Annotated in this window: 18 protein-coding genes; 6 read left to right on the top strand and 12 right to left on the bottom strand. The window is 69.8% G+C overall.

The features are described from left to right. Nucleotides 1–61: 61 nt before the first annotated feature. On the bottom strand, nucleotides 62–2,656 hold the full coding sequence (gene leuS / locus ACPYOG_RS00190) for a leucine--tRNA ligase (protein ID WP_481292315.1): 2,595 nt from the start codon (nucleotides 2,654–2,656) through the stop codon (nucleotides 62–64). Between the two features lie 185 nt (nucleotides 2,657–2,841). Beyond that, a complete protein-coding gene (locus tag ACPYOG_RS00195; RefSeq protein WP_481292257.1) occupies nucleotides 2,842–4,245 on the bottom strand; it encodes an anthranilate synthase component I family protein in 1,404 nt (467 codons plus the stop codon). Nucleotides 4,246–4,262: 17 nt separating this feature from the next. Between ACPYOG_RS00195 and ACPYOG_RS00200 the strand changes: the two genes are divergently transcribed. Then, nucleotides 4,263–5,063, top strand: a complete 801-nt coding sequence (locus ACPYOG_RS00200) for an aminotransferase class IV (RefSeq protein ID WP_481292258.1) — start codon at nucleotides 4,263–4,265, stop codon at nucleotides 5,061–5,063. 410 nt (nucleotides 5,064–5,473) lie between these two features. On the opposite strand, the gene cydC is transcribed toward ACPYOG_RS00200, so the two are convergent. From cydC to ACPYOG_RS00220, 4 genes are read right to left on the bottom strand one after another with little or no spacing between them, the layout of a single operon-like run. Next, entirely contained in the window at nucleotides 5,474–7,180 is a 1,707-nt protein-coding gene (gene cydC / locus ACPYOG_RS00205) for a thiol reductant ABC exporter subunit CydC (RefSeq protein WP_481292259.1), read from the bottom strand. A gap of 16 nt (nucleotides 7,181–7,196) precedes the next feature. Beyond that, nucleotides 7,197–8,924 (bottom strand): thiol reductant ABC exporter subunit CydD, encoded by a 1,728-nt coding sequence (gene cydD, locus ACPYOG_RS00210; protein ID WP_481292260.1) that lies wholly within the window; start codon nucleotides 8,922–8,924, stop codon nucleotides 7,197–7,199. Nucleotide 8,925: 1 nt separating this feature from the next. Next, on the bottom strand, nucleotides 8,926–10,011 hold the full coding sequence (cydB, locus tag ACPYOG_RS00215) for a cytochrome d ubiquinol oxidase subunit II (protein ID WP_481292261.1): 1,086 nt from the start codon (nucleotides 10,009–10,011) through the stop codon (nucleotides 8,926–8,928). Between the two features lie 13 nt (nucleotides 10,012–10,024). After that, complete coding sequence (locus ACPYOG_RS00220; RefSeq protein ID WP_481292262.1) at nucleotides 10,025–11,437, bottom strand: cytochrome ubiquinol oxidase subunit I; 1,413 nt, start codon at nucleotides 11,435–11,437, stop codon at nucleotides 10,025–10,027. Nucleotides 11,438–11,548: 111 nt separating this feature from the next. Here ACPYOG_RS00220 and ACPYOG_RS00225 point away from each other — a divergent pair, with 111 nt between their 5' ends. After that, nucleotides 11,549–11,914, top strand: a complete 366-nt coding sequence (locus ACPYOG_RS00225; protein ID WP_481292263.1) for a BlaI/MecI/CopY family transcriptional regulator — start codon at nucleotides 11,549–11,551, stop codon at nucleotides 11,912–11,914. Then, nucleotides 11,911–12,867, top strand: coding sequence for a M56 family metallopeptidase (locus tag ACPYOG_RS00230; protein ID WP_481292264.1), 957 nt, complete (start codon nucleotides 11,911–11,913; stop codon nucleotides 12,865–12,867). The genes ACPYOG_RS00225 and ACPYOG_RS00230 overlap by 4 nt, the downstream gene beginning before the upstream one ends. 81 nt (nucleotides 12,868–12,948) lie before the next feature. On the opposite strand, the gene ACPYOG_RS00235 is transcribed toward ACPYOG_RS00230, so the two are convergent. The 5 genes from ACPYOG_RS00235 to ACPYOG_RS00255 form a co-directional block, all read right to left on the bottom strand. Continuing rightward, the gene (locus ACPYOG_RS00235; RefSeq protein ID WP_481292265.1) at nucleotides 12,949–13,875 is read right to left on the bottom strand and encodes an ABC transporter substrate-binding protein; all 927 of its coding nucleotides are present in this window, start codon (nucleotides 13,873–13,875) and stop codon (nucleotides 12,949–12,951) included. Between the two features lie 68 nt (nucleotides 13,876–13,943). Next, a complete protein-coding gene (locus ACPYOG_RS00240; RefSeq protein ID WP_481292266.1) occupies nucleotides 13,944–14,687 on the bottom strand; it encodes an ABC transporter permease in 744 nt (247 codons plus the stop codon). After that, nucleotides 14,684–15,373, bottom strand: coding sequence for an ABC transporter permease (locus ACPYOG_RS00245; RefSeq protein ID WP_481292267.1), 690 nt, complete (start codon nucleotides 15,371–15,373; stop codon nucleotides 14,684–14,686). The genes ACPYOG_RS00240 and ACPYOG_RS00245 overlap by 4 nt, the downstream gene beginning before the upstream one ends. Next, on the bottom strand, nucleotides 15,370–16,266 hold the full coding sequence (locus tag ACPYOG_RS00250) for an ABC transporter ATP-binding protein (protein WP_481292268.1): 897 nt from the start codon (nucleotides 16,264–16,266) through the stop codon (nucleotides 15,370–15,372). Before ACPYOG_RS00250 ends, ACPYOG_RS00245 begins: the two co-directional genes overlap by 4 nt. A gap of 264 nt (nucleotides 16,267–16,530) precedes the next feature. After that, a complete protein-coding gene (locus ACPYOG_RS00255; protein ID WP_090037225.1) occupies nucleotides 16,531–17,187 on the bottom strand; it encodes a TetR/AcrR family transcriptional regulator in 657 nt (218 codons plus the stop codon). A 200-nt stretch (nucleotides 17,188–17,387) separates the two neighbouring features. Between ACPYOG_RS00255 and ACPYOG_RS00260 the strand changes: the two genes are divergently transcribed. From ACPYOG_RS00260 to ACPYOG_RS00270, 3 genes are read left to right on the top strand one after another with little or no spacing between them, the layout of a single operon-like run. After that, nucleotides 17,388–18,485 carry an App1 family protein gene (locus tag ACPYOG_RS00260; RefSeq protein ID WP_481292269.1) on the top strand — a complete coding sequence of 366 codons (1,098 nt, stop codon included), beginning with the start codon at nucleotides 17,388–17,390 and terminating at the stop codon, nucleotides 18,483–18,485. 52 nt (nucleotides 18,486–18,537) lie between these two features. Then, entirely contained in the window at nucleotides 18,538–19,644 is a 1,107-nt protein-coding gene (locus ACPYOG_RS00265) for a winged helix DNA-binding domain-containing protein (RefSeq protein ID WP_481292270.1), read from the top strand. Nucleotides 19,645–19,661: 17 nt separating this feature from the next. Then, nucleotides 19,662–20,756 carry an FUSC family protein gene (locus tag ACPYOG_RS00270; protein ID WP_481292271.1) on the top strand — a complete coding sequence of 365 codons (1,095 nt, stop codon included), beginning with the start codon at nucleotides 19,662–19,664 and terminating at the stop codon, nucleotides 20,754–20,756. 57 nt (nucleotides 20,757–20,813) lie between these two features. Here the strand turns inward: ACPYOG_RS00270 and ACPYOG_RS00275 are convergent, their stop codons facing one another. Further along, nucleotides 20,814–22,580 (bottom strand): proline--tRNA ligase, encoded by a 1,767-nt coding sequence (locus ACPYOG_RS00275; RefSeq protein WP_481292272.1) that lies wholly within the window; start codon nucleotides 22,578–22,580, stop codon nucleotides 20,814–20,816. Nucleotides 22,581–22,628: the final 48 nt, after the last annotated feature.

A 22,628-nucleotide genomic window follows, 5' to 3' on the forward strand; every position in this document is an offset into this window, starting at 1 on the left:
TCAGTGGAGAAACAACGAGAGCGCCGGGCTGTGGACGACAACCCGGCGCTCTCGCACGACCTCAGCCGCGCGGCCTCGTGGCGATGTTCACCAGGCGCGGCGCGCGGACGATCACGTTCACGATCTCGCGGTCGCCGACCGACCGGCGCACCGCATCCAATCCGCGGGCGATCCCTTCGAGCTCGTCGGACGAGATCTTCGGCGACACGTCGAGCCGGTCGCGGACCTTGCCGTCGACCTGCACGACCGCCGTGACGGACTCCTCGATCAGCAGGGTCGGGTCGGGCTTCCGCCACTGCGCCAGCGCGACGGACGGCTCGTAGCCGAGCTTGCTCCACATGTCCTCGGCGGTGTACGGGGCGAACAGGTTCAGCGCCATCGTGACCACCTCGGCGGCCTCGCGCACTGCGGCATCCGCGGGACCCACGCCGGTGTCGATCGCCTTGCGCGTCGCGTTGACCAGCTCCATCAGCCGGGCGACGACGACATTGAACTTGAACGACTCCACGAGGCCCGGCGCATCCGCCAGGAACCGGTGCGTGATCCGACGCAGGGCCGGGTCACCGGTCTTCCACACGATGTCCGGAGCGCTCGTCACGTCGTTCGCGATGCGCCACGCGCGAGCCAGGAACTTCGCGCTGCCCGACGGCGACACGTCCGCCCAGTCGATGTCGTCCTCCGGCGGTCCAGCGAACGCCATCGTCAGGCGCACCGCATCCACGCCGTGCTCGTCCAGCTGCTCGGACAGCTTCACCAGGTTGCCGCGCGACTTGGACATCGCCGACCCGTCCATCAGCACCAGTCCCTGGTTCAGCAGCGCCGTGAACGGCTCCGTGAAGCTGATGTACCCCAGATCGAACAGCACCTTGGTCACGAAGCGCGCATACAGCAGGTGCAGGATGGCGTGCGACACACCGCCCACGTACTGGTCGACCGGGGCCCACTTCTCGGCCTCGCGCGGGTCGAACGCCTGCGTGTCGTCCTGGGGCGAGAGGAAGCGCAGGAAGTACCAGGAGCTGTCCACGAAGGTGTCCATGGTGTCCGTGTCGCGCTTCGCCGGGCCGCCGCAGCTCGGGCAGGAGACATTGACCCAGTCGGTCGCCGCACCCAGCGGGCTGGTGCCCTTCGGCTGCAGGTCCAGGCCTTCCGCGGGCGGCAGCTCCACGGGCAGCTCCGACTCCGGGACCGGGACCTCGCCGCACTGCTCGCAGTGGATGATCGGGATGGGCGTGCCCCAGTAGCGCTGGCGCGAGATCAGCCAGTCACGCAGGCGGAAGTTCTTCGCCGGCGCCCCCAGCTTCGATGCCTGCAGCGCCTCCGTCACGCGACGAATGGCATTCGACTTGCTCAAGCCGTCGAACGGTCCCGAGTTGATCAGGCGCCCCTCGCCCGTCAGCGCCACACCGGTCTCGGCCGGGCTCTCGAGCGCCGCATCCTCGGGCAGGATCGGCTCACCGGTCTCCGGGTCCGTGTGGATCACCGGGATCGCGCCCGTCACGGGCTGCGTGGTGTCCACGACGATGCGGACCGGCAGGTCGAAAGCGCGCGCGAAGTCCAGGTCGCGCTGGTCGTGTGCCGGCACGGCCATGATCGCGCCGTGGCCGTAGTCGCTCAGCACGTAGTCGGCAGTCCAGATCGGGATGCGCTCCCCCGTCAGCGGATTCACGGCGTGCCGCTCCAGGAAGACGCCCGTCTTCTCGCGCTCGGTGTTGAGCCGGTCCATCTCGGTGGTGCCGCGCACCACCTCCAGATAGTCGTCGAAGCGCTTGCGGACCTCGGGACGTGCACCCTCGATGAGCTCGGCGGCCAGGTCGGAGTCGGGGGCGACCACCATGAACGTCACGCCGTACAGCGTGTCCGGGCGGGTCGTGTAGACGGTCACGGGCTCATCCCGGTCCTCGATGCGGAACGTCACATCCGCGCCGGTGGAGCGCCCGATCCAGTTGCGCTGCATCGAGATGACCTTCGAGGGCCAGGCGCCCTCCAACTGGTTCAGGTCGTCCAGCAGGCGGTCGGCGTAGTCGGTGATGCGGAAGTACCACTGCGTCAGCTTCTTCTTGGTGACCAGGTTGTCGCAACGCTCGCAGCGACCGTTCACGACCTGCTCGTTCGCCAGGACGGTCTGGTCGAACGGGCACCAGTTGACCTGGCTCGCCTTACGGTACGCCAGGCCCTTCTCGTACAGCTTCAGGAACAGCCACTGGTTCCAGCGGTAGTACGCGGGGTCACAGGTCTGCAGGACGCGGTCCCAGTCGAAGCTGGGCGCGTAGCGGCGCATGCTGGCCTTCTGCTGCGCGATGTTGTCGTACGTCCAGCCGCGCGGGTCGAGGCCCCGCTTGATCGCGGCGTTCTCGGCGGGCAGGCCGAAAGCGTCCCATCCGATCGGATGCAGCACGTTGAAGCCCTGCTGCCGCCAGTAGCGCGCGACGACGTCGCCGAGCGCATACGCCTCGGCGTGACCCATGTGCAGGTCCCCGGACGGGTACGGGAACATGTCGAGGATGTACTTGCGCGGCCGCTTGTCCGCAGGGTCATCGGTCGCGAAGGGGCGCAGCTCATCCCAGATCGGAAGCCACTTGTCCTGAATGGCGCCGAAGTCGTACTGCTCGCCCGGCGCCTGCTCTACGGTCGCTCGGGTGCTGGTCGGCTGGGGGATGCTCGCTGTCGTGCTGCCGGCTGCGTCGTGCTCGTGTGCCACGTGACTCTCAATCTCGGTTGCCTCGCGCCGCGGCTGGGATTTCGGCGGCACGGAAGAGTGTCGGGCGACGAGACGCCCGGACTCCCAGCGTACTAAACCTCGGCCGCGTCCCGTCCGTTCCCGCCCCAGTTCGCCGGAGCCCCTCAGACAGCAAGGCCGGCCGTCCGGCCGCTGAGGCCGGCCGCGGTGAACAGCGCGCGGGCCTTCACCCGCACCTCCTCCAGCTCTTCTGCGGGAACGGAGAGCGCGGTGATCCCGCCACCGGCGCCGATCGTGGCGACACCGTCGGCGAAATGGATGCTGCGGATCACCATCGCGAGGTCGGCCGTGCCGTCGAGTGCGAGGTATCCGAAGCATCCGGCGAAGGCGCCCCGCGCGCCGTTCTCGAGCCGATGCAGGATGCGCATGGCGCTCAGCTTCGGCGCTCCCGTCATCGACCCGGCCGGGAAGCACGCGGCCACCGCATCCATCGTCGTGAGTCCCGCCCGGAGCCGTCCTTCGACGGTGGACACCAGCTGGTGCACCTGCGCGTAGCTCTCGACCGCGAGCAGGTGGCTTACTTCGACGGATCCCACCTCGCAGACCCGCCCCAGGTCGTTGCGCATGAGATCGACGATCATGACGTTCTCCGCGCGCTCCTTCTCGCTCGCCTCGAGTTCGGCGCGGAGCTCGAGATCGGCGGCGACCGTCGCGCCACGTGGCCGCGTGCCCTTGATCGGCCGGGTGCGAACCCGTCCGTGCGCGTCCATCCGGAGGAACTCCTCGGGCGACGAGCTCACCAGCGACTCCCCCGCGATGCGGAGGAACCCGCCGTACGGCGCCGGACTCACCCGTCGCAGGCGCAGGTGCACGGCGAGTGGGTCGGCGCCGGTGCGAGCGGTGGCCTGGTTGGTGAGACAGAGCTGGTACGCGTCGCCGGCGCGGATGGCGGCCCGGCAGGCGTCGATGGCGGAGAGGTAAGCGGTGTCGTCGTGACGCCAGCGGGCCGTCGCTTCCGGGACGGGGTGGGCGGACTCGTAGAGGCGCGCCGAGTCGCGGGTGGCGGGGCTGGCGAGGGTGCGGACGACCTTGTCCGACCAGGCGTGGCCGGCCGCGTCGTCGGGGGCCACGATGACGACGGACCGGGCGGCGTGATCGAAAGTGAGGAGACGGTCCACCAGGAGGAACGCGGCATCGACGGGCGGCTTCGTCCCCGGGGATGCGGCGACGGGGGCTCCGGCCGCCGCGGCGCCGGCTTCGTAGCCGAAGCGGCCCCACCATCCGACGGGATTGCCGGACGGTTCGGGATGGCGCCGTGCTGTCAGATCGTCGCGCAACGCATCCAGGATTCCGCCGGGCGAGGTCACTCCCCCGATCGTCACCGTTCCGTCGGAGACGGAGGACGTCGCCGAGATGGTCCCCGTCCCGATGAAGGACCGGCCGTCGACCGCCTCCGGTCCGCTGTCGAGCCATGCGGCATCCACGTCCGAACCGCCGAAGAGCATGACGAACGCGTCCGCAGGGTCGACCCAGGTGTCGAGCGGATGCACGCGAAGCGGGAGGACCACCGGGCTAGCCTAGGCGAATGGACGCGCGCAGCACTGAGCCGGTCAGCACCCTCGCCGACTGGGCCGGCGGCGAGTTGCGCATCCGCGACGACTGCGAGCTCGCCGAGACGGAGCTGCTGGCGGCGGACTCGTTCCTCGTGCGGGACGGACGGGTGCTCGCGCTCGGCCTCCACCGGGGGCGGTTCCTGGAGACCGCACGCGAGCAGGGCTTCCCCGACCGCCGCGAGCTGGAGTCGTTCTGGGAGGCGGGGACCGCATCCCTCCCCTCGGAGGGACCCTGGTTTCCGCGGTTCGAACTGGTGCGCGCGCGGGACGCACTGCGGCTGCGGTTCCGTCTCCGGACGGCGCCCCCGCTGACGAGCACGCTCGTCGTGGCGATGGCCGAGACCGACCCGCGCCGCATGCCGCACCTGAAAGGGCCGGACATCGACCGGCTCAGCGCGCTTCGGCAGCACGCGCAGCGGCACGGGGCGCAGGAGGCCGTGATCCTCGACGGCGGACGCGTCTCGGACGGCGCGACCACGGCCCTCCTCTGGTGGCGCGGTGAGACGCTCTTCGCGCCTCCACTGTCTCTGCCCCGGGTGGACAGCGTCGCCGCACGAACCGTACGCGGGATCGCGGCGGCGCTCGGCGTACCGGTCGAGGAGGAGGCGGTGCGGCCTGCGGAGTTGGATGGTGCGGTGCTCTGGTCGGTCAACGCGCTGCACGGCATCCGGGCGGTCACCGCCTGGGTCGACGGTCCGGCGCTCGCGCTCGACCCCGCGCGGACGGACGCGTGGCGGGCGCGCTTCGCCGCCCTCGCCCGCCCTGTGCGGTAGCGCCCGTCCCCGGAGCGCCCGCTCGAGAAGCGCGCCCGGCTCGAGAGCGCCAGCTGCCGAAGTGCTCGTTGTTGCAGCCGACACGCCGCCCAGGGCTGCAACTACGAGCACCTCGGCACCGAAGGCACCGAACACCGGAGTACGCGGCCTGCCGCGGTGCGCGATGCTGCCGAAGTGCTCGTTGTTGCAGCCGACACGCCGCGGACGGGTGCGACTACGAGCACCTCGTCGCCGAAGGCACCGAACACCGGAGTGCGCGACCTGCCGCGGTGCACGAGCTGGCGAAGCGGGCGAGCTGCCGAAGTGCTCGTTGTTGCAGGCGACACGCCGCCCAGGGGTGCAACTACGAGCACCTCGGCGTAGAACGCGGGACGCGGGACGCGGGACGCGCGGCACGGAGGCGGAACGCCTCAGGCGGGGACGAGGTGGCCGACCTCGAGGCGGAGCACCCGGTCGACCAGCTCGGCGGGCACGTCGGTGTGCGAGATCAGCAGCACGGTGCGGCCGTCCGTCGCGGCCGTCTCCAGGATGTCGCGCACGATCGCGTCGGCGGCGGCTGCGTCCACGTTCGCGGTCGGCTCGTCGACCACGAGCACGGGGAAGTCCGCCAGCAGCGCGCGCGCGAGCGCGATCCGCTGCGCCTGCCCGCCGGACACCAGCGCTCCGCGCTCGCCGACCGGTGCCGACAGGCCGCCGCGCTCGACGGCCCATTCCCGGAGTCCCACGCGGCCGAGCACGTCGAGCAGCTCGTCGTCCGACGCGGTGTCCTTCGCGAAGAGCAGGTTCTGCCGGAGATCCGAGTCGAAGAGGTGCGGACGCTGCTCGACCAGCCCGACCACCTCCCGCACCGCGTCCTGCTTCACCTGCCGCACCGGCACGCCGTCCAACCGGTAGTCGCCCGTGTGCTCGATCAGCCGCGTGAGGACATGGGCGAGCGCCGTCTTTCCAGCACCGGTGGGCCCGGTCAGCACGACACGCTCACCGGGCCGCAACCGCAGGGTGATGTCGTGCAGCACCGGGAACGGCTCTCCCGGCCAGCGAGCCGAGACGCCGTCGAGGCGTACGTCGGGAGCTCCCCGGAGGGCGAGAGTGGATGCGGCGCCCGGCGCATCCACGGGGATCCCCTCCGGCAGGGTCGCCGGAACAGCCGAGGCGATCCGCCCGGCGCTCGAACGCACGCGCGTCCACGCGCCGAAAGCCAGCGGAACCGTGCCGAACACCTCGAAGACGGCCAGTGGGAGCAGCGCGATCACGGTCAGCGTCGGCGCATCCACCTCGACGGATCCGAATGCCGGGATCCCGACGGCCAGCCCGAGGAAGACGGCCGCACCCGCGAGCAGCGACACCGCGCCGGCGGTGAGCCCGATTCCGGTGGCGCGGGTCCGAAGGGCGGCCGTGAGCCGGTCGCTCGCCTGCCGCACGCGCTCCTGCGCCGCTGCCAGGGCACCGAAAGCGGTCAGGACGTCCAGCTCGCTCACCACGGAATGGACCGCGTCGTACAGCGCGGAGCGGAGTGGAGCGATCCGTCGTTCGGCGGCGTCTGCGGCCCAGCCGTTCACCCGGGCGCCGGCGAGGACCGCGACCGCCAGCGTCAGCAGGAGGATCACTCCGGCGGCCGGCAGCACCAGGAACGCGACGACGACGCTCCCCAGAGCGACGACGCCCGCGCTGACCAGCGGCTGGATGACGCGCAACGGGAGGTCCTGCAACCCGTCGACATCGTCGGCGAGCCGCGCCAGCAGGTCGCCGGACCGGACGCCGCGCAGACCATCCGGCGCGAGTGGCTCGAGGCGGGCGTAGAGGCGCGAGCGGACCGTCCCGAGCTGGCGGAAAGCCGCGTCATGTCCGGCCAGCCGCTCCAGGTAGCGGAAGAACGCACGTCCCAGGGCGAAAGCGCGAACGCCGACCACGGCCGCCGAGAGGTACATCATGGCGGGCTGCTCGGACGCGCGCGTGATCAACCACGCCGACACGCCGAGCAGGGCGACAGCGCTTCCGCCGCTCAACGCGCCGAGGGCGATCGCCGCCCACAATCCCTTCGCCTGCGGGATCGCCAGACGCAGGATGCGGCGGACCTCGGCCCCGTCGGCGGCCGGCCACGCGGTCGCCGTGGGCACTTCGCCACGTATGGCCTCAACCGACACGGGCGACCTCCCGCCGCGTCACCAGGCTCGTATCCGACGCTTCTGCGGATACGGCCGGAAGCGTGAGAACGACATCCGCCCACTCCGCCACGGCCGTCCGGTGGCTGACCACCAGCACCGCCACCCCATCCGCAGCGACCGCACGGAGCGATTCCAGCAGCCTCCGCTCGGTCGCCGCGTCCAGCGCTGAGGTGGGCTCGTCCAGGATGAGCACCGAGCAGTCTCGGGAACGCAGCCGGTACAGCGCCCGCGCGACTGCTACGCGTTGCGCCTGCCCGCCCGACAGCCCCGTTCCCCCGGGCCCAACCGACCCCTGCGGGTCCAGCTCGCCCGCAGCCGCATCGCGCAGAGCCGCCGCCACCCGCTCCGCGTCCGGCAAGGCATCGCCGAGCGCGACGTTCTCGGCGATCGTTCCCGCCAGAAGGCCCGGTCGCTGCCCTGCCCAGGCGGTCGCCTCCCGTCTCCCGACCGCGTCCGCGCGACCACCGACGTGGATGCGCCCCCCCACGGGCACGAACCCGAGCACGCCGGCGACCAGGCTCGACTTCCCCGTCCCGCTGGGCGCCTGCAGCACGGCGACCTCACCGAGCCGCACCCTGGCACTGAACCCGTCGACGACGACGCGTTCGTCGTAGGCGATGCTCACGTCCTCGAACTCCAGCCCGCGATCGCGCTCAGCGCCGGCCATATCCCGAACCGGCGACCGATCGACGCCTCTCGAGGAATCAGCCGCGGCCGGAGACCCGAGCGGCGCATCCGCTCCCTCGGCAGCCTCGATCACCGAGAACGCGTTCGACGCAGCCTCGACCCCCTCCGCCGCAGCGTGATAGCTCGCGCCCACATTGCGCAGCGGCAAGAACGCCTCCGGCGCGAGCAGCAGCACGAACAGCCCCACGGAGAGGTCCAGCGACCCTCCGAGCAGCCGCAGGCCGATCGTCACCGCGATCACGGCGACCGACAGGCTCGCAACGAGCTCCAGCACGAACCCGGAGAGGAACGACATCCGCAGCACGCGGATGGTGTGCACCCGGTACTGCTCGCTCACCTGCTGGATGCGCGCCTGCTGCCGGTGCTGACGCCCGAAGAGCTTCAGCGTCGAGAGCCCGGCCACCACATCCAGGAATCCGCTCGACAGCGCGGAGAGCGCCCGCCACTGCCGCTTCTGGGCAGCCTGGGTGGCCCAGCCGACGAGCACCATGAAGACCGGGATGAGCGGCAGGGTGACGACGAGGACGATGCCGCTGGTGAGGTCCCGCCAGCCGATCGTCAGCACGAGGAGCGGTGTGGCAACGGCCGTGCCGATGAGCTGCGGAAGGTACTTCGCGAAGTACGGGTCGAGCGCCTCCATGCCGTGCCCGGCGATCAGCGTGACCTCCGCCGCATTGCGCCGGGCGACCCACCCCGGTCCCAGGCGCCCGACCGCCGCGACGAGCCGCTCCCGGAGCTGCCCGACCGCGCGCGCGCCGCCCCGGGCGGACACAACGTCGATCGCCCAGAGCAGGACGGCGCGGATGATCACGACGACGCCGAGCTGGGCGAACATCCCGGCCAGGGAGACGACGGGGGCGCCCGCGATCGCCCGGACGATCAGCTCTGTGATCAGCGCGGCGAACGCGATCGCGGCGAACGTCTGCAGCACCGCCAGGATCGCCCCGACGGCGAGGGTCCCCCGTGTTGCCGAGGCGTAGCGGAGAAGGCGGGGATCGAGCGGTCGCATCTCAGGCCCGCAGTGCCCGCTCTGCATCGCCTGCAGCCGCCGCATCCCCCGGCGCCGCCTGCGGGCCCTGCGTCCTGTGCGGGCCCTGCGGCCCTTGCGGGACGTGGTCGCGCGTGACGCGCTTGCGGAAGATCCAGTACGTCCACGCCTGGTACACGAGGATGAGCGGGATGAAGATGACGCCGACCCACGTCAGGATGCCGAGCGTCATCGCGGAGCTCGACGCGTTCGCGATCGTCAGACTGTTCTGCGGGTCCGGCGACGAGGGCATGACGTCCGGGAACAGCGCGGCGAACAGCGACGCGACGGCCAGCGCGATGGTCGCCGCCATGAAGCCGAAGGACCAGCCCTCGGCTCCCCGGAGGTTGGCGATCCAGGATGCGACCAGCGCGACGGCAGCGGACACCGCGAGCACCAGGAACACCACCGAGAAGTGCGCGATCCCCGTCCACGCGAGGAAGGCAGCGGCCACCGCGATCGTCACGGCTCCCGAACGCGCGGCCAGGCGCCGTGCCCGCAGCCGGAGGTCGCCGTCCGTCTTCAGCGACACGAAGACCACGCCGTGCGTGAAGAACAGCAGCAGCGTCGTCAGCCCGCCGAGCAGGGAGTACACGTTGAACAGGTCGAAGAGCGTCCCCGTGTAGTCGTGGTGCGCATCCAGAGCGACGCCCTGAACGATGTTGGCGAACGCGACGCCCCAGAGGAATGCGGGTACCGCCGAGCCGATCATGATCATCCGGTCGAAACGCTTCTTCCAGCGCGCGTCGTCCCGCTGGTGACGGTACTCGAACGACACGCCGCGGGCGATCAGCGCGAGCAGGATCGCCAGCAGCACCAGATAGAACCCGCTGAACAGCGTCGCGTACCACTCCGGGAAGGCTGCGAACAGCACCGCGCCGGCGACGATGACCCACGTCTCGTTCAGGTCCCAGACCGGCCCGATGGTGGTGATCAGCACCCGGCGGTCGATGTCGTCGCGCCCGAGGAACGGCAGCGACATGCCGACGCCGAAATCGAAGCCGTCGAGCACGAAGTAGCCGACGAAGAAGAAGGCGACGATGCCGAACCAGAGAACTGCGAGATCCATTGCCCTGCTCCTCCTAATAGACCGTCGTGACGGGGATGGGCTCGCCCGCCTCATCCAGGTGCGCGCTCGCGGGTTCGGGACCCTTCTGCGCGGCGCGCTTGATGAGCCGGAACTCGACGACCGCGAGAGTTCCGTAGATCGCGGTGAAGGCGAGCAGCGAGATCAGCACATCGAGGCCGGTCGTCCCGGGCGAGACAGCGTCGGCCGTCTTCATCAGGCTGAACACGATCCACGGCTGGCGGCCCATCTCGGTGAAGATCCAGCCGACGATCATCGCCATAAGGGACAGCGGCATCGCCCAGATCGCGAGCTTCCACTGCCAGACGCGGGTCGGCATCCGGCCCTTCCGCGTCAGCCAGAGACCGGCCAGCGCGATCAGCACGTGCAGCATCCCGAGCCCGATCATCCAGCGGAAGGCCCAGTAGGTCACCCAGATGACCGGCGTGTAGTCGCCGGGGCCGTACAGGTGCGTGTATTGCGCTTGCAGGTCGTTGATGCCCTCGACCGTGCCGTTCAGCGTGTGCGTCGACAGGAACGACAGCAGGTACGGGATGCGGATGGAGAACAGCTCGCTGACGCCGTCCGGCGTGCCCAGGGTGAAGATCGAGAACGACGCGTCCGCGCCGGTCGACGTCTTGTAGAGGGCCTCCGCCGCCGCCATCTTCATCGGCTGGGTCTCGACCATCGCAAGCCCCAGCTGGTCTCCGCTGAGGACCGTGCCGATGCCGGCCCCGACCATCAACCAGAGACCGAATTTGAGCGCCGGTCGCATCGTGTCGAGGTGCCGGTTGCGTGACAGATGCCAGGCCGCCACGGAGATGATGAGACCCGCCGAGACCATGAAGCAGCCGAAGATCGTGTGCGGGAACGCGGCCAGCGCGACCTTGTTCGTGAGCACCGCCCAGAGGTCGGTGAGCTCGGCTCGGCCCCTCACGGCGTCGAGGTGGAACCCGACCGGGTTCTGCATGAACGCATTCCCGGCGAGGATGAAGTACGCCGAGAGGATGCTGCCCACGGACACCACCCAGATCGTGGCCAGATGCACACCTTTCGGGAGGCGGTCCCAGCCGAAGATCCAGAGCCCGATGAAGGTCGCCTCCAGGAAGAACGCGAGCAGTCCCTCCAGAGCCAGGGGCGCTCCGAAGATGTCGCCGACGAACCGCGAGTAGTTGGACCAGTTCATGCCGAACTGGAACTCCTGCACGATGCCGGTGACCACTCCCATCGCGAAGTTGATCAGGAAGATCTTTCCGAAGAAGTGCGTCAGCTGCAGGTAGTGCGGCTTCGCCGTCCGGTACCAGGCCGTCTGGAAGATGGCGGTGCAGGTGACCAGCCCGATGGTCAGCGGGACGAACAGGAAATGGTAGATCGTGGTGAGTCCGAACTGCCAGCGCGCCAGCAGGAGGGGGTCCAGCAGCTCGTGCACGAACATTCCTTTCCGTCTTGCCGTACAACTTTCCGTCTCTTCTACACAGTGTAGAACTAACCTTCTACGAAGTGTAGAACATTTGCAGCCGAATCGCGCTACCCTGGATCCGTGGCCAATCTCGGAGAACTGGAACGGGCAGTGATGGACGCCCTGTGGGACGGGGACGCCTCCATCACGGCCGGCGAGCTGCGCGACAAACTGACCGCCGCCCGCGGGGGAAAAGCGCCCGCGCTCACCACGATCCTCACCGTGCTCTCCCGCCTGGAGGCGAAGGGATTCGTCGCACGGGACCGCGATGCACGCCCGCACCTGTACTCCGCAGCCCTCACGCGCGCCGGCCATGTCGCCGACCTCATGCGCGAGGTGCTCGAGTCGTCCTCCGATCGCACGGAGGCGCTCGCCTACTTCGTCGGGTCCGTGGACGAGTCCGAGGCCGAGGTGCTGCGCCGCCTGCTCGACGCGCGCAGCGTGTGAGCAGCGATCCCGGCGCGGGACTCGCCGGAGCGATCTTCCTCGGCGCCCTCGCGGTCGCCCTCGCGTGGCCCGTCCCCCTGCTGCTCGCCCGGGCCAAGTGGCCGTCGGCCGCGCCCGTGCTCGCCGTGGCCCTCTGGCAGTCCATCGCCCTCGCCGGAGGGATCTCCATGATCGGCTCGCTGCTGCTCGCCGGCCTCCAGCCGTTCGGGGACGACCTGTGGAACCGGATCGGCCGAGCCGCGTCGTCCCTCTTCCTGGGACCGCTGCCTGCCGACGCGAGCCTGCTGAACGCGTTCCTGCTGAGCGCCGCCATCCTGCTCACAGCCCACCTGCTGCTCAACCTGGCGCTCACGTCGGTGCGCAGCCGCAATCAGCGTCATCGGCACATGGAGCTGCTGCGGCTGCTCTCCTCCCCGCTGCCCGACGCGCCCAGCACGCGAGTGATCGACCACCCTGCCCCGGCCGCCTACTGCCTTCCCGGCGCGCGCAGCGTCACCGTGCTGTCCGAAGGGATGATCGCGCTGCTCTCTCCCGCCCAGCTGGATGCGGTGGTCGCCCACGAGCGAGCCCACCTGCGGCAGAAGCATCACCTGCTGCTGGACGCGTTCCGGTCGTGGAAGCGCTCGCTCCTGTGGTTCCCCATCGCGACCCGGGCGCAGGATGCGGTGGCCCTGCTGCTGGAGATGCTCGCCGACGACACGGCGAGGCGCGTATCCGGGGATGCCGTGCTCGCCGAGGCGATCCGGCTGGTCGACGAGACGGGACCTGCCGGGGCCGCGCTCGGGGCGCCCAAGGACCGGCGGACGCCGGAGCAACGCCGAGCCGCCTTGCTCGCCCGCGAGGAACGCCTCACCGACCGCCACCGCATGGTCGGCCCGGCGCTTCGTGTGACGGTGGTGCTCGTGACCGTGCTGCTCGTCGTGGTTCCGCCGGTGGTCGTGCTCGTCAGCTGACGCGGCCCGGACAGCGAAGCGGCGGCCCGGGACACCGAGCCGCCGCTTCCTGGAGCCGGGTAGTCGCCTACCCGGCCGTCGTCACTTGATCGGGTGGTCCTGCAGCCACTTCTTGGCGACCGCGTCGGGCTGGGTCTTGCTCGCGCCCTGGTTCTCACCGTTCATGTCGATGAGGTCCGTCGTGGTGAGCTCCTTCGAGACCTTGTTCAGGATGTCCTTGACCTTCGCCGAGGCCTTCGACGTGTTGATCAGCGGCACGATGTTCTGTGCGGCGATCAGGTGCTTCGGGTCCTTCAGGGTGACGAAGTCGTTGTCCTTGATCGCCGGAGTCGTCGTGTAGATGTCCGCCAGCTGCACATCCCCGTTCTTCAGCGCTGCGACGGTCAGCGGGCCGCCAGAGTCACTGATCGGCTTCAGCGTCGCGGTCACGCCGTAGGCCGACTTGAGGCCCGGGATGCCGTAGGGCCGCGTCTGGAACTCCGGGTTGGCGCCGACCGTCAACGGCTCGCTGACCTTCTTGAGGTCATCGAGGCTGGTGACCTTCCACTTCTCGGAGAACGCCTTGGTCACGTTGTACGAGTCGGCGTCCTGTGCCTGGGACTGGTCGAGCACCTCGTAGCCCTTCGGCAACGCTGTGCCGAGACCGGCGTAGACGTCGTCGCTGGAGGTCGCGGTGCTGTTCTTGTCGTAGAACTGGAGGAGGTTGCCGGTGTACTCGGGGATCAGGTCGATGGACCCGTCCTGGAGCGCCTTCAGGTAGACGTCGCGCTGGCCGATGCTCGGCTTGTAGTCGACCTTCACGCCGTTCGCCGCGAGGGCCTGGCCGTAGATCTGCATGAGGATCTCGGACTCGCCGAACGCGGCCGAGCCGACGGTGACGGAGTCGCTGGAGGACGATGCCGAGCTGGTGCTGAAGGCGCCGCCCCCGGACGAGCAGGCGCTGAGGGCGAGCAGCGCCCCGGCGGCCAGGACGCCGGCCGCGAGGCGGCTCTTCTTCGATGCGAACATGATCTCTCTTCTCTTCGATCTCTCGATGTGCATGGGTTGAGGTGGAACTGCTGTGGAAGTGGGACAGGTCAGGTGGTGGGAGCGCCCTCGGGCGCGGAGGCGCGCCCGGAACGCCGGGCCTCCCCCTCGGTCGTGTCGCGAACCCGCCCGGCGGTGACGCCGCGTGGCACGACCAGCTTCTGTGCCAGGGCGAACAGCCCGTCGGACACCAGGGCGAGCACGATGACGATGATCGAGCCGCCGAGCATCTCCGGGTAGTTCTGGATGGCGATCCCATCGAACAGGAACCGCCCGAGACCGCCGACGGGAAGGATCGCCGCGACCGTCCACGTGGCGATCACCTGGAGGGCTCCTGACCGGATACCGCCGATCACCAGCGGCAGCGCGAGGGGCAACTCCACCTTGGTGAAGACCTGCCAGCCGGTCATGCCGATCGCTCGTGCGGCGTCGATCGGTGCGCGGTCGACCGATTCCAGTCCGGAGTAGGCGCCGGCGAGCACCGGCGGAATCGCCAGGATGGTCAGTGCGATCAGCGGAGGGCCGATGGACAGGTTCGTCGTGATGAGAGCCAGATAGACGACGAGTCCGAGGGTCGGGAGCGCGCGGAGCGCCCCGGACAGTCCCACGGCGAGGCCCCGGAGCCGACCGCTGTGACCGATGGCGAAACCGATCGGCAGAGCGATCGCGCAGGCGAGCAGCAGCGTCAGCAGCGAGTACACGACGTGTTCGCCGATCCGCGTGGGGATGCCGCTGGCTCCCGCCCAGTTCACCGGGTCGAAGATCCAGCCGAAGGCGGCGAGGATGTAGCTCATGCGCCGGTCACCGCCCTCATCGCCGCTCGGCGACTGAGCCGGCGGGCACGGCGGTCGGCACTCGTCCACGGCATCAGCAGGCGTCCGAGCCCGACGAGGATCAGGTCGAACACGAGGGCCAGCAGCATGATCATCACGATGCCGACCGCGACCTCCTCCGGGTAGTACCCGTTGAGTCCGGCGGTGAACAGCTGCCCGAGGTTCGGCACGCCGAGCAGCGCTCCGACGCTCACGAGGCTCACGGTGCTGACCGAGACCACGCGCAACCCGGCGAGCAGGACGGGACCCGCCAGCGGGAGCTCGACCGTCCAGAACCGTCGCCAGGCCGAGAATCCGACGGCGGTCGCTGACTGCAGTACGTCACCCGGTACGGACGCCAGCGCATCCGCCGTCGTCCGCACCATGAGCGCCAGTGCGTAGATGCTCAGCGCGACGATTACGTTCAGAGGCGACAGGATCTGGGTACCGATCAGCGCGGGCATCGCGAAGAACAGCGGGAGCGACGGGATCGCGTACAGGATGCCGCCGATCGTGAGCAGCGCCGCACGCGTCAGCCGGTAGCGGTTCGCGACCCAGCCGATGGGCAGCGAGACGACGAAACCGATGACGATCGGGAGCGCGCTGAGCCACACGTGCGAGAGCGTGAGATTCCAGACCTGGCCGAAGTTCGACCACAGAAAGCTCACGGCGCGTCCTCACCCTGCGCCGGAGCACCCGCGACCGAAACGGTCGCGGCCTTTGCCTCGGAGGATCCGGCGCCACGCGGCGAGCCGGAGAGGACGCCCGCGGGACGGCCGTCACTGTCGACGAGCACCGATCCGGTGGGCGTCTCCTCGACGTGCAACGCACGTCGGCCTCGATCGGCGCCGATGAACGATGCGACGAACTCGTCGGCCGGGTCGGCCAGGATCTCGGACGGCGTGCCCTTCTGGGCGACGATGCCGCCCTTCCGGAAGATCACCACCTGGTCGCCGAGCTTGAACGCCTCGTCGATGTCGTGGGTCACGAACACCACCGTCTTGCCCAGCTCGCGCTGCAGCCGGAGCAGCTCCTGCTGGAGATCTTCGCGGACGATCGGGTCGACGGCACCGAACGGCTCGTCCATCAGCAGGATGTTCGGGTCGACGGCGAGGCCGCGTGCCACCCCGACGCGCTGCTGCTGGCCGCCGGAGAGCTGGCTCGGGTAGCGGTCGGCCAGCGAGCGCTCCAGCCCCACCGTGTCCATCAACTCCAGTGCGCGCTCCCGCGCATCCTTCTTCGACACGCCTTTCAGCAGAGGCACGGTCGCGATGTTGTCCACGACCTTGCGGTGCGGCAGGAGCCCCGAGTTCTGCATGACGTAGCCGATCGAGCGCCGCAGAGCGACGGGCTTGAGGGAGAGCACATCCTCGCCGTCGATCTCGATCCGGCCGGAGGTCGGATCGACCATGCGGTTGATCATCCGCAGGATCGTCGTCTTCCCGCTGCCCGAGGAGCCCACCAGCACGGTGATCCGCCGCGACGGGACGACCAGCGAGAAGTCGTCGACGGCCAGCGTCCCGTCGGGGAAGCGCTTGGTCACGTCGCGGAACTCGATCACGCCAGCGCCCGCTCGTCAGAGGCGGCTGCGCTCACGGAACGCCGCGCACGATCACCGCTCGTGCGGCCTGTCGTCGTGGGGATCATCGATCCCAGCCAAACAGCGTCGGCCGCATTGCGCAATGAAATCCGACGTTTTATCTCGTGCAGGGTCGGTCGCATTCCGGCCCCCTTTCCGATCCGTGGCGGGTCCGTGCTGACAACAACCTGCCACACGCCACCGACATTCCACCCGAAAGCAGATTCGCCGGGGCCGGCGCCGAGGTCAGACCTTCGGCCCGAACCGCCGCTCGAGATACTCCCTGGCGACGGTCCGCGCTTCTGCGATATACCGCTCATCGCCGTGCGGGTCCTCCACGAATGCGCGGTTGATCAGAGAATCCATGATCTCGACGACGACCTGGAGGCGGAACGCCAGGTCCTGCCCCGCCGGAAGCCCGTACTCGTCGGAGAGGATCTGCGCGAACTGGGTCGCGAATCCCGACGTCGCCACCACCTCGTCCTCGGGAACCCCCGAGCGCTCGGCATCGGAGAACCGGATGATGCGGAAGCCCGGCTCTGTGCGGAACATGTCGACGAAGGCGTCGATGGCGCACTCCACGGCGTTCCACCAGTGCTCCGGCGACTGGGCGTCGATGGCCTCGACCACCGAGTGGCGGTAGCGCAGCAGGGCGCGGTCGCGCAGCGCTTGGAGGAGCACGATGCGATCCGGGAAATAGCGGTACACGGTTCCGATGGATGCGCCGGCGCGCTCGGCCACCATCGCGGTGGTGAGCCGATCGAAGCCGATCTCGTCGACCACTTCGGCGGCGGCGTCGAGCAGGGCATCGATCCGCGCGGCACTGCGCTCCTGGATCGGTTCCGTGCGCACGAGCGGCGCTCCGACGGTGTTCTGACCGGTGACCAGATCATTGATGGGCACGAGGGATGCTCCTTCTTTCTCGAACAAGGCGGTGTTGCGGGTCCCCAGCCCGGCGATGGGATCACCATCGCGCTACCCGAGATCATAATCGTGGAAACCTCACTTCCGCTGGGCATTGCTTTCGACGCGCCGCAGAAAGGGGCCCCCAGATCTGGGGGATGCATTCGTGCGCACGTTCACTCCATGAGAAAATGACGTCAATGCTCTCTCCCGAATCGCGCCCCGAGCCCGTCTCCGGCGACCCCGTCGCCCGTCGCGCCGCAGCGGTCGAGCCGATCATGCACCGAGCGGCGCGCATGGAGGACGCCTTCCACGAGTTCCGCGCCCGGCGGGCCCGGAAGCGCGGATTCCTCGCCACGGTCGTCCCGTACACCGGCTACGGCTCGCCGAGCTGGGTGCGGATCCTCGGCCGCGTCGTGCTCGCGAAGGACCCACGCCCGGGCAGCCGGGCGGAGCGGCTCCACCGCAAACGCGAGGAGTCCGTCCGCGGCTGGCGGTCGTTCGTCAGCGTGCCGCTCGCGCAGACGACCGTGACCGTGGAGGTCGAAGGCGACCGGCACGAGGTGGTGACCGACCGGGGCGGTGTGATCGACACCGTCATCCCGGTGCAGCTCACTCCCGGCTGGCACACGATCAAGCTGTCCACCTCGGACTCGTCCCGGGTCTTCGAGGCGCCCGTGTACATCGTCGACCCCAAGGCGACGTTCGGCATCATCTCGGATGTGGACGACACGGTCATGGTGACCGCGCTTCCGCGGCCGCTCCTCGCCGCCTGGAACACGTTCGTCCTGGACGAGCACGCCCGCGTGCCGACGCCCGGGATGTCGGTGCTGCTCGAACGGCTGGCGTCCGCCCATCCCGGCGCCCCTGTCATCTACCTGTCGACCGGCGCCTGGAACGTCGCACCGACGCTCTCGCGCTTCCTCTCGCGGAACCTCTTCCCTGCCGGCCCGCTGCTGCTCACCGACTGGGGGCCGACGCACGACCGCTGGTTCCGAAGCGGGACCGAGCACAAGCGCACCAGCCTGGCCCGGCTCGCGGAGGAGTTCCCCGGTCTCCGGTGGCTGCTCATCGGCGACGACGGGCAGCACGACGAAGACCTGTACGGCGAGTTCACGATGGAGCACCCGGAGAATGTGGCGGCCGTCGCCATCCGCCAGCTCTCCAGCGGCGAGGCGGTGCTGGCCGGCGGCCGGTCGAAGGCCGACAAGCACCGCGAGCTCTCCGGGAGGCCGTGGGTGTATGCCCCGGACGGCGCCGGCATCAGCGAGCAGCTCACCGAGCTCGAACTGTTCTAGCCACCGCCTCTCGTTACCGGCGGATGTCGGCGGTTGCTGGCAGGCTGGTGCCATGCCCGCCAGCCGATCCGACCTGCTCCGCCTGAGGCGCCTCGCCCACGCGATCGACGGCCCTCGCGAGCCGGACGCGGCGTCCGCTGTGCGCCGGATGCTGGCGGTCCAGGGCCAGGACTTCGCCGCGGGATGCTGGGCTCTCGCCCTGCGGACGACCGGTGCGACGCATGCCGACGTCCTGGCCGACCTCGACGCAGGCCGGGTGATCCGCTCCTGGCCGATGCGCGGCACCCTGCACTTCGTCCCGCCGGAGGATCTGCGGTGGATGCTCTCGGTCACCATGGAGCGCCTCGTGGCCGGGCTCGGGCGACGTCAGGAGCAGCTCGGTCTCGAGGCCGCGGACTTCGCCCACGCTGCGGAGGTCGTCACGACCGCGCTCGCCGGCGGCAACAGCATCGACCGCACGGAGCTGATGCGGCTGTGGGAGGAGGCCGGCATCGTCACCACCGGACAACGCGGCTACCACCTGATCTACTTCCTCGCGCAGACCGGTCTGCTGTGCTGGGGCCCGGTGGTCCGGGTCGGCAACGGCAACGCGACGCAGGCACTCGTGCTGCTGGACGAATGGGCTCCTCCTCCGCCTCCGCTGGAGCCCGACGAAGCGATCGCGCGGTTCCTTCTCCGGTATCTGCAGGGGCATGGGCCCGCGACCCTGCGTGATTTCGTCTGGTGGATCAAGGGCACGGTCTCCGCGGCGAAGACGGCACGCGCGGTGCTCGGAGACGCGCTGACGACGATGGAGGTGGACGGCGTGGAGTACGTCCTGACCGCCGAACTCGCGGATCGCGCTGCACGGATGCCCGCCTCCCGCAGCGAAAAGGATGCCGTGCACCTGCTGCCGGCGTTCGACGAATACCTGCTCGGGTACCAGGTCCGCTCGCCCATCCTCGACGACGAGCACGCCGAGCTGATCGTCCCCGGCGGCAACGGCGTCTTCCAGCCGGTCATCGTCGCCGGTGGGCGGGTCGTCGGCACCTGGCGCCGAGACGGCTCCCGGGTGGTGCCGCAGCCGTTCGAGCCGCTGAGCGCGGCGCGGACCGCGCGCCTGGAGCGATTGGCACGCGAATACACCCGCTACGCCGGTGTGAAATCCGCACGGACGTAGCCGGGTAGCGTTGAGGCGTGGCACGCACCCGCTCGTCCAGACGTCGACTCTCCGCCGGCATCGCCATTCCCGCCACCATCCGGACGAGCACCCGCGCCCCGCTCCTCCAGGTGGTGAAGACCGCCGCGGCGATGATCCTGGCGTGGACGGTCGCCACGATCTTCGTGCACGGCGAGCTCCCGATCTTCGCCACGATCGCCGCACTGCTGGTCGTGCAGCCGAGTGTCAATCAGTCGGTGGGACGCGCGGTGGAGCGGTCGCTCGGCGTGATCGTCGGCGTCGTCATCGCGTACCTGATCGGCGCAGCCTTCGGAACGAACAGCTGGATCGTGCTCCTCGCCGTCGTGGTCTCCGTGCTGCTCGCCTGGGCGCTGAAGCTGACGCCGGGCACCGCCAACCAGGTGCCCATCACGGCGATGCTGGTGCTCGCGATCGGCGCGTCCGACCCGCAGTACGCGGTCGCCCGCATCGTCGAGACCGTGATCGGCGCCGCCATCGGGGTGGTGATCAACGTGGCCGTCGTGCCGCCCGTGCTCACCGCACCCGCACGCCAGGCCGTCCTCGCTCTGGGGGTCGAGATCGCGTCCACCCTGGACCGGCTGGCGAACGCGCTCACGACGGGGCACACCCGAGCGGAGCTGGATGCGCTCCTCATCGAGGCGCGCCTGCTGCGGCCGATGGAGGTCAAGGCCCAGACCGCTCTGACTGCGGCGAACGAAAGCCTGTCGCTCAACCCGCGACAGCGACGTCACCGCGCTTTCCTCGATCACGACCAGGAGCTCTTCGAGAGCCTGCGCCCCCTGATCAACCGCACGCTCGGGATGACGCGGGCGTACCACGACCACTACGACGACAGCCTCGCCGGCGAGCCGACCATCCGTGCCATCGCCGACGAGCTGCACCGCGCCGCCCACGACCTGCGGCTCCTCGCGCGCGACCCGGGCGAAGCCGTCGCCGAACCGGGCACAGAGACGGCCGGGCTGCCGGTGCTCACCGCCCCACTGACCGTCGTGACACCGGATCCGCGCCACTGGGTGCTGATCGGTTCCCTCGTAGAGGACCTCCGCCGCATCCACGTGGAGATCGCCGGCGACGACGCCGCCGCCGCCTGACGCAGCCCGCCGGCGCCTGCCACGGCCTGCCCCTGCCTGCCACGGCCTGCCGCGGCCTCAGGCGGTGAGCTCGGCGACCGCCTCCGCCACTGGCAGGGTGCGCCGGTCGCCCGTGCGCCGGTTCCACAGCTCGACCTCGCCCTGCGCCGCCCCGCGTCCGACCACGAGCACCCGCGGCACACCGATCAGCTCGGCGTCGCCGAACTTCACTCCCGGTGAGACCTTGGGGCGGTCGTCGTAGAGCACGTCGAGGCGGGCGTCCTCGAGCTGCCCGACGACGTCCTCGGCGACCTCGTAGGCCAGCTCGTCCCTGCCGGCCGCGACCACGTGCACGTCGAACGGAGCGACGGATTCGGGCCAGATGAGGCCCCGATCGTCGTTGTTCTCCTCGGCGATGATCGCGAGGATGCGCGTCACGCCGATACCGTACGAGCCCATGGTGACCGTGACGAGCTTGCCGTTCTCATCGAGCACCTTCAGTCCGAGCGCCTCGGCGTACTTGCGGCCCAGCTGGAAGACGTGGCCGATCTCCATGCCACGCGCCAGTTCGACCGGCCCTGAGCCGTCGGGGGCGGCGTCGCCCGGCTTCACGTCGGCGACCTCCACCACTCCGTCCCAGGCGAAGTCGCGCCCGGCGACCAGACCGAAGACGTGCTTGCCTTCGAGATTCGCGCCGGTGATCCACCCTGAACCGTCCACCACCCGCGGGTCGACCACATACCGGATGCCGGTGGCGGACTCCTCCCCCAGCACCGCGCCCAGGGGCGACCAGGGGCCGATGTAGCCCTTGACCAGCCCCGCATGGGCCCTGAAGTCCTCCTCGGTGGCCGCGTCGATCTGGGCGGGCGCGAACGCCACCTCGGCGCGCTTGAGGTCGACCTCGCGGTCTCCGGGGAGCCCCACGACGACCAGCTCACGCCTGCCGTCGAGGTGGGTCAACGCGAGCACGACGTTCTTCAGCGTGTGCGCCGCCGTCCAGGGCCGGCCGTCCGGGCGCGGGTGCTTCTCGTTGGCGAGGTCGACCAGCGTCTGAATGGTCGGCGTATTCGGAGTGTCGAGCACCTCCTGCGGCGTGAGCTTCTCGTACGTGCGCGTGGGCGGCGCGATCGTCGTGAACGCCTCGACGTTCGCCGCGTAGCCTCCTGCGGACCGCACGAACGTGTCCTCGCCGACGGGGGTCGGGTGCAGGAACTCCTCCGAGCGCGAACCGCCCATCGCCCCGGCGTCGGCCTGCACGATCACGTACGACAGCCCCAGTCGGGTGAAGATGCGCTCGTAGGCCTCGCGCTGCGCTGTGTAGCTCGCATCGAGGCCCTCGTCGGTGTAGTCGAAGGAGTACGCATCCTTCATCGTGAACTCCCGACCGCGCAGCAGGCCCGCCCGCGGCCGTGCCTCGTCGCGGTACTTGTCCTGGATCTGGAAGATCGTGAGCGGCAGGTCTTTGTAGGACGAGTACAGGTCCTTCACCAGGAGCGTGAAGACCTCCTCGTGCGTCGGCGCGAGCAGGTAGTCGCCATCCTTGCGGTCCTTCAGACGGAAGATCCCGTCGCCGTACTCCTCCCAGCGCCCGGTCGCCTCGTAGGGCTCCCGTGGCAGCAGAGCAGGGAAGTGCACCTCGTGTGCGCCCGCGGCGGCCATCTCCTCGCGGATGATCCGTTCGATCTTCTCCTTCACCCGCAGGCCCAGCGGCAGCCACGCGAAGATCCCCGGCGCCTGGCGGCGGATGTAGCCGGCGCGGACGAGCAGGCGGTGGCTGGTCACCTCCGCGTCGGAGGGGTCTTCACGGAGGGTGCGGAGGAAGTAGTTGCTGAGGCGTGTTGGCACCGTTCCATGTTAGAGGGCAGCCGGGAAGGCCACCGTCCGCCCGTCGGA

Source organism: Leifsonia sp. HAY1-4F (assembly GCF_056755275.1).

What these genes read in the sequence shown, in the direction of transcription:
- ACPYOG_RS00235 (WP_481292265.1), bottom strand. Translation starts at nt 13,875, where the DNA reads ATGTTCGCATCGAAGAAGAGCCGCCTCGCGGCCGGCGTCCTGGCCGCC.
- ACPYOG_RS00260 (WP_481292269.1), top strand. Translation starts at nt 17,388, where the DNA reads ATGCTCTCTCCCGAATCGCGCCCCGAGCCCGTCTCCGGCGACCCCGTC.
- cydB (WP_481292261.1), bottom strand. Translation starts at nt 10,011, where the DNA reads ATGGATCTCGCAGTTCTCTGGTTCGGCATCGTCGCCTTCTTCTTCGTC.
- ACPYOG_RS00265 (WP_481292270.1), top strand. Translation starts at nt 18,538, where the DNA reads ATGCCCGCCAGCCGATCCGACCTGCTCCGCCTGAGGCGCCTCGCCCAC.
- ACPYOG_RS00240 (WP_481292266.1), bottom strand. Translation starts at nt 14,687, where the DNA reads ATGAGCTACATCCTCGCCGCCTTCGGCTGGATCTTCGACCCGGTGAAC.
- cydD (WP_481292260.1), bottom strand. Translation starts at nt 8,924, where the DNA reads ATGCGACCGCTCGATCCCCGCCTTCTCCGCTACGCCTCGGCAACACGG.
- ACPYOG_RS00200 (WP_481292258.1), top strand. Translation starts at nt 4,263, where the DNA reads ATGGACGCGCGCAGCACTGAGCCGGTCAGCACCCTCGCCGACTGGGCC.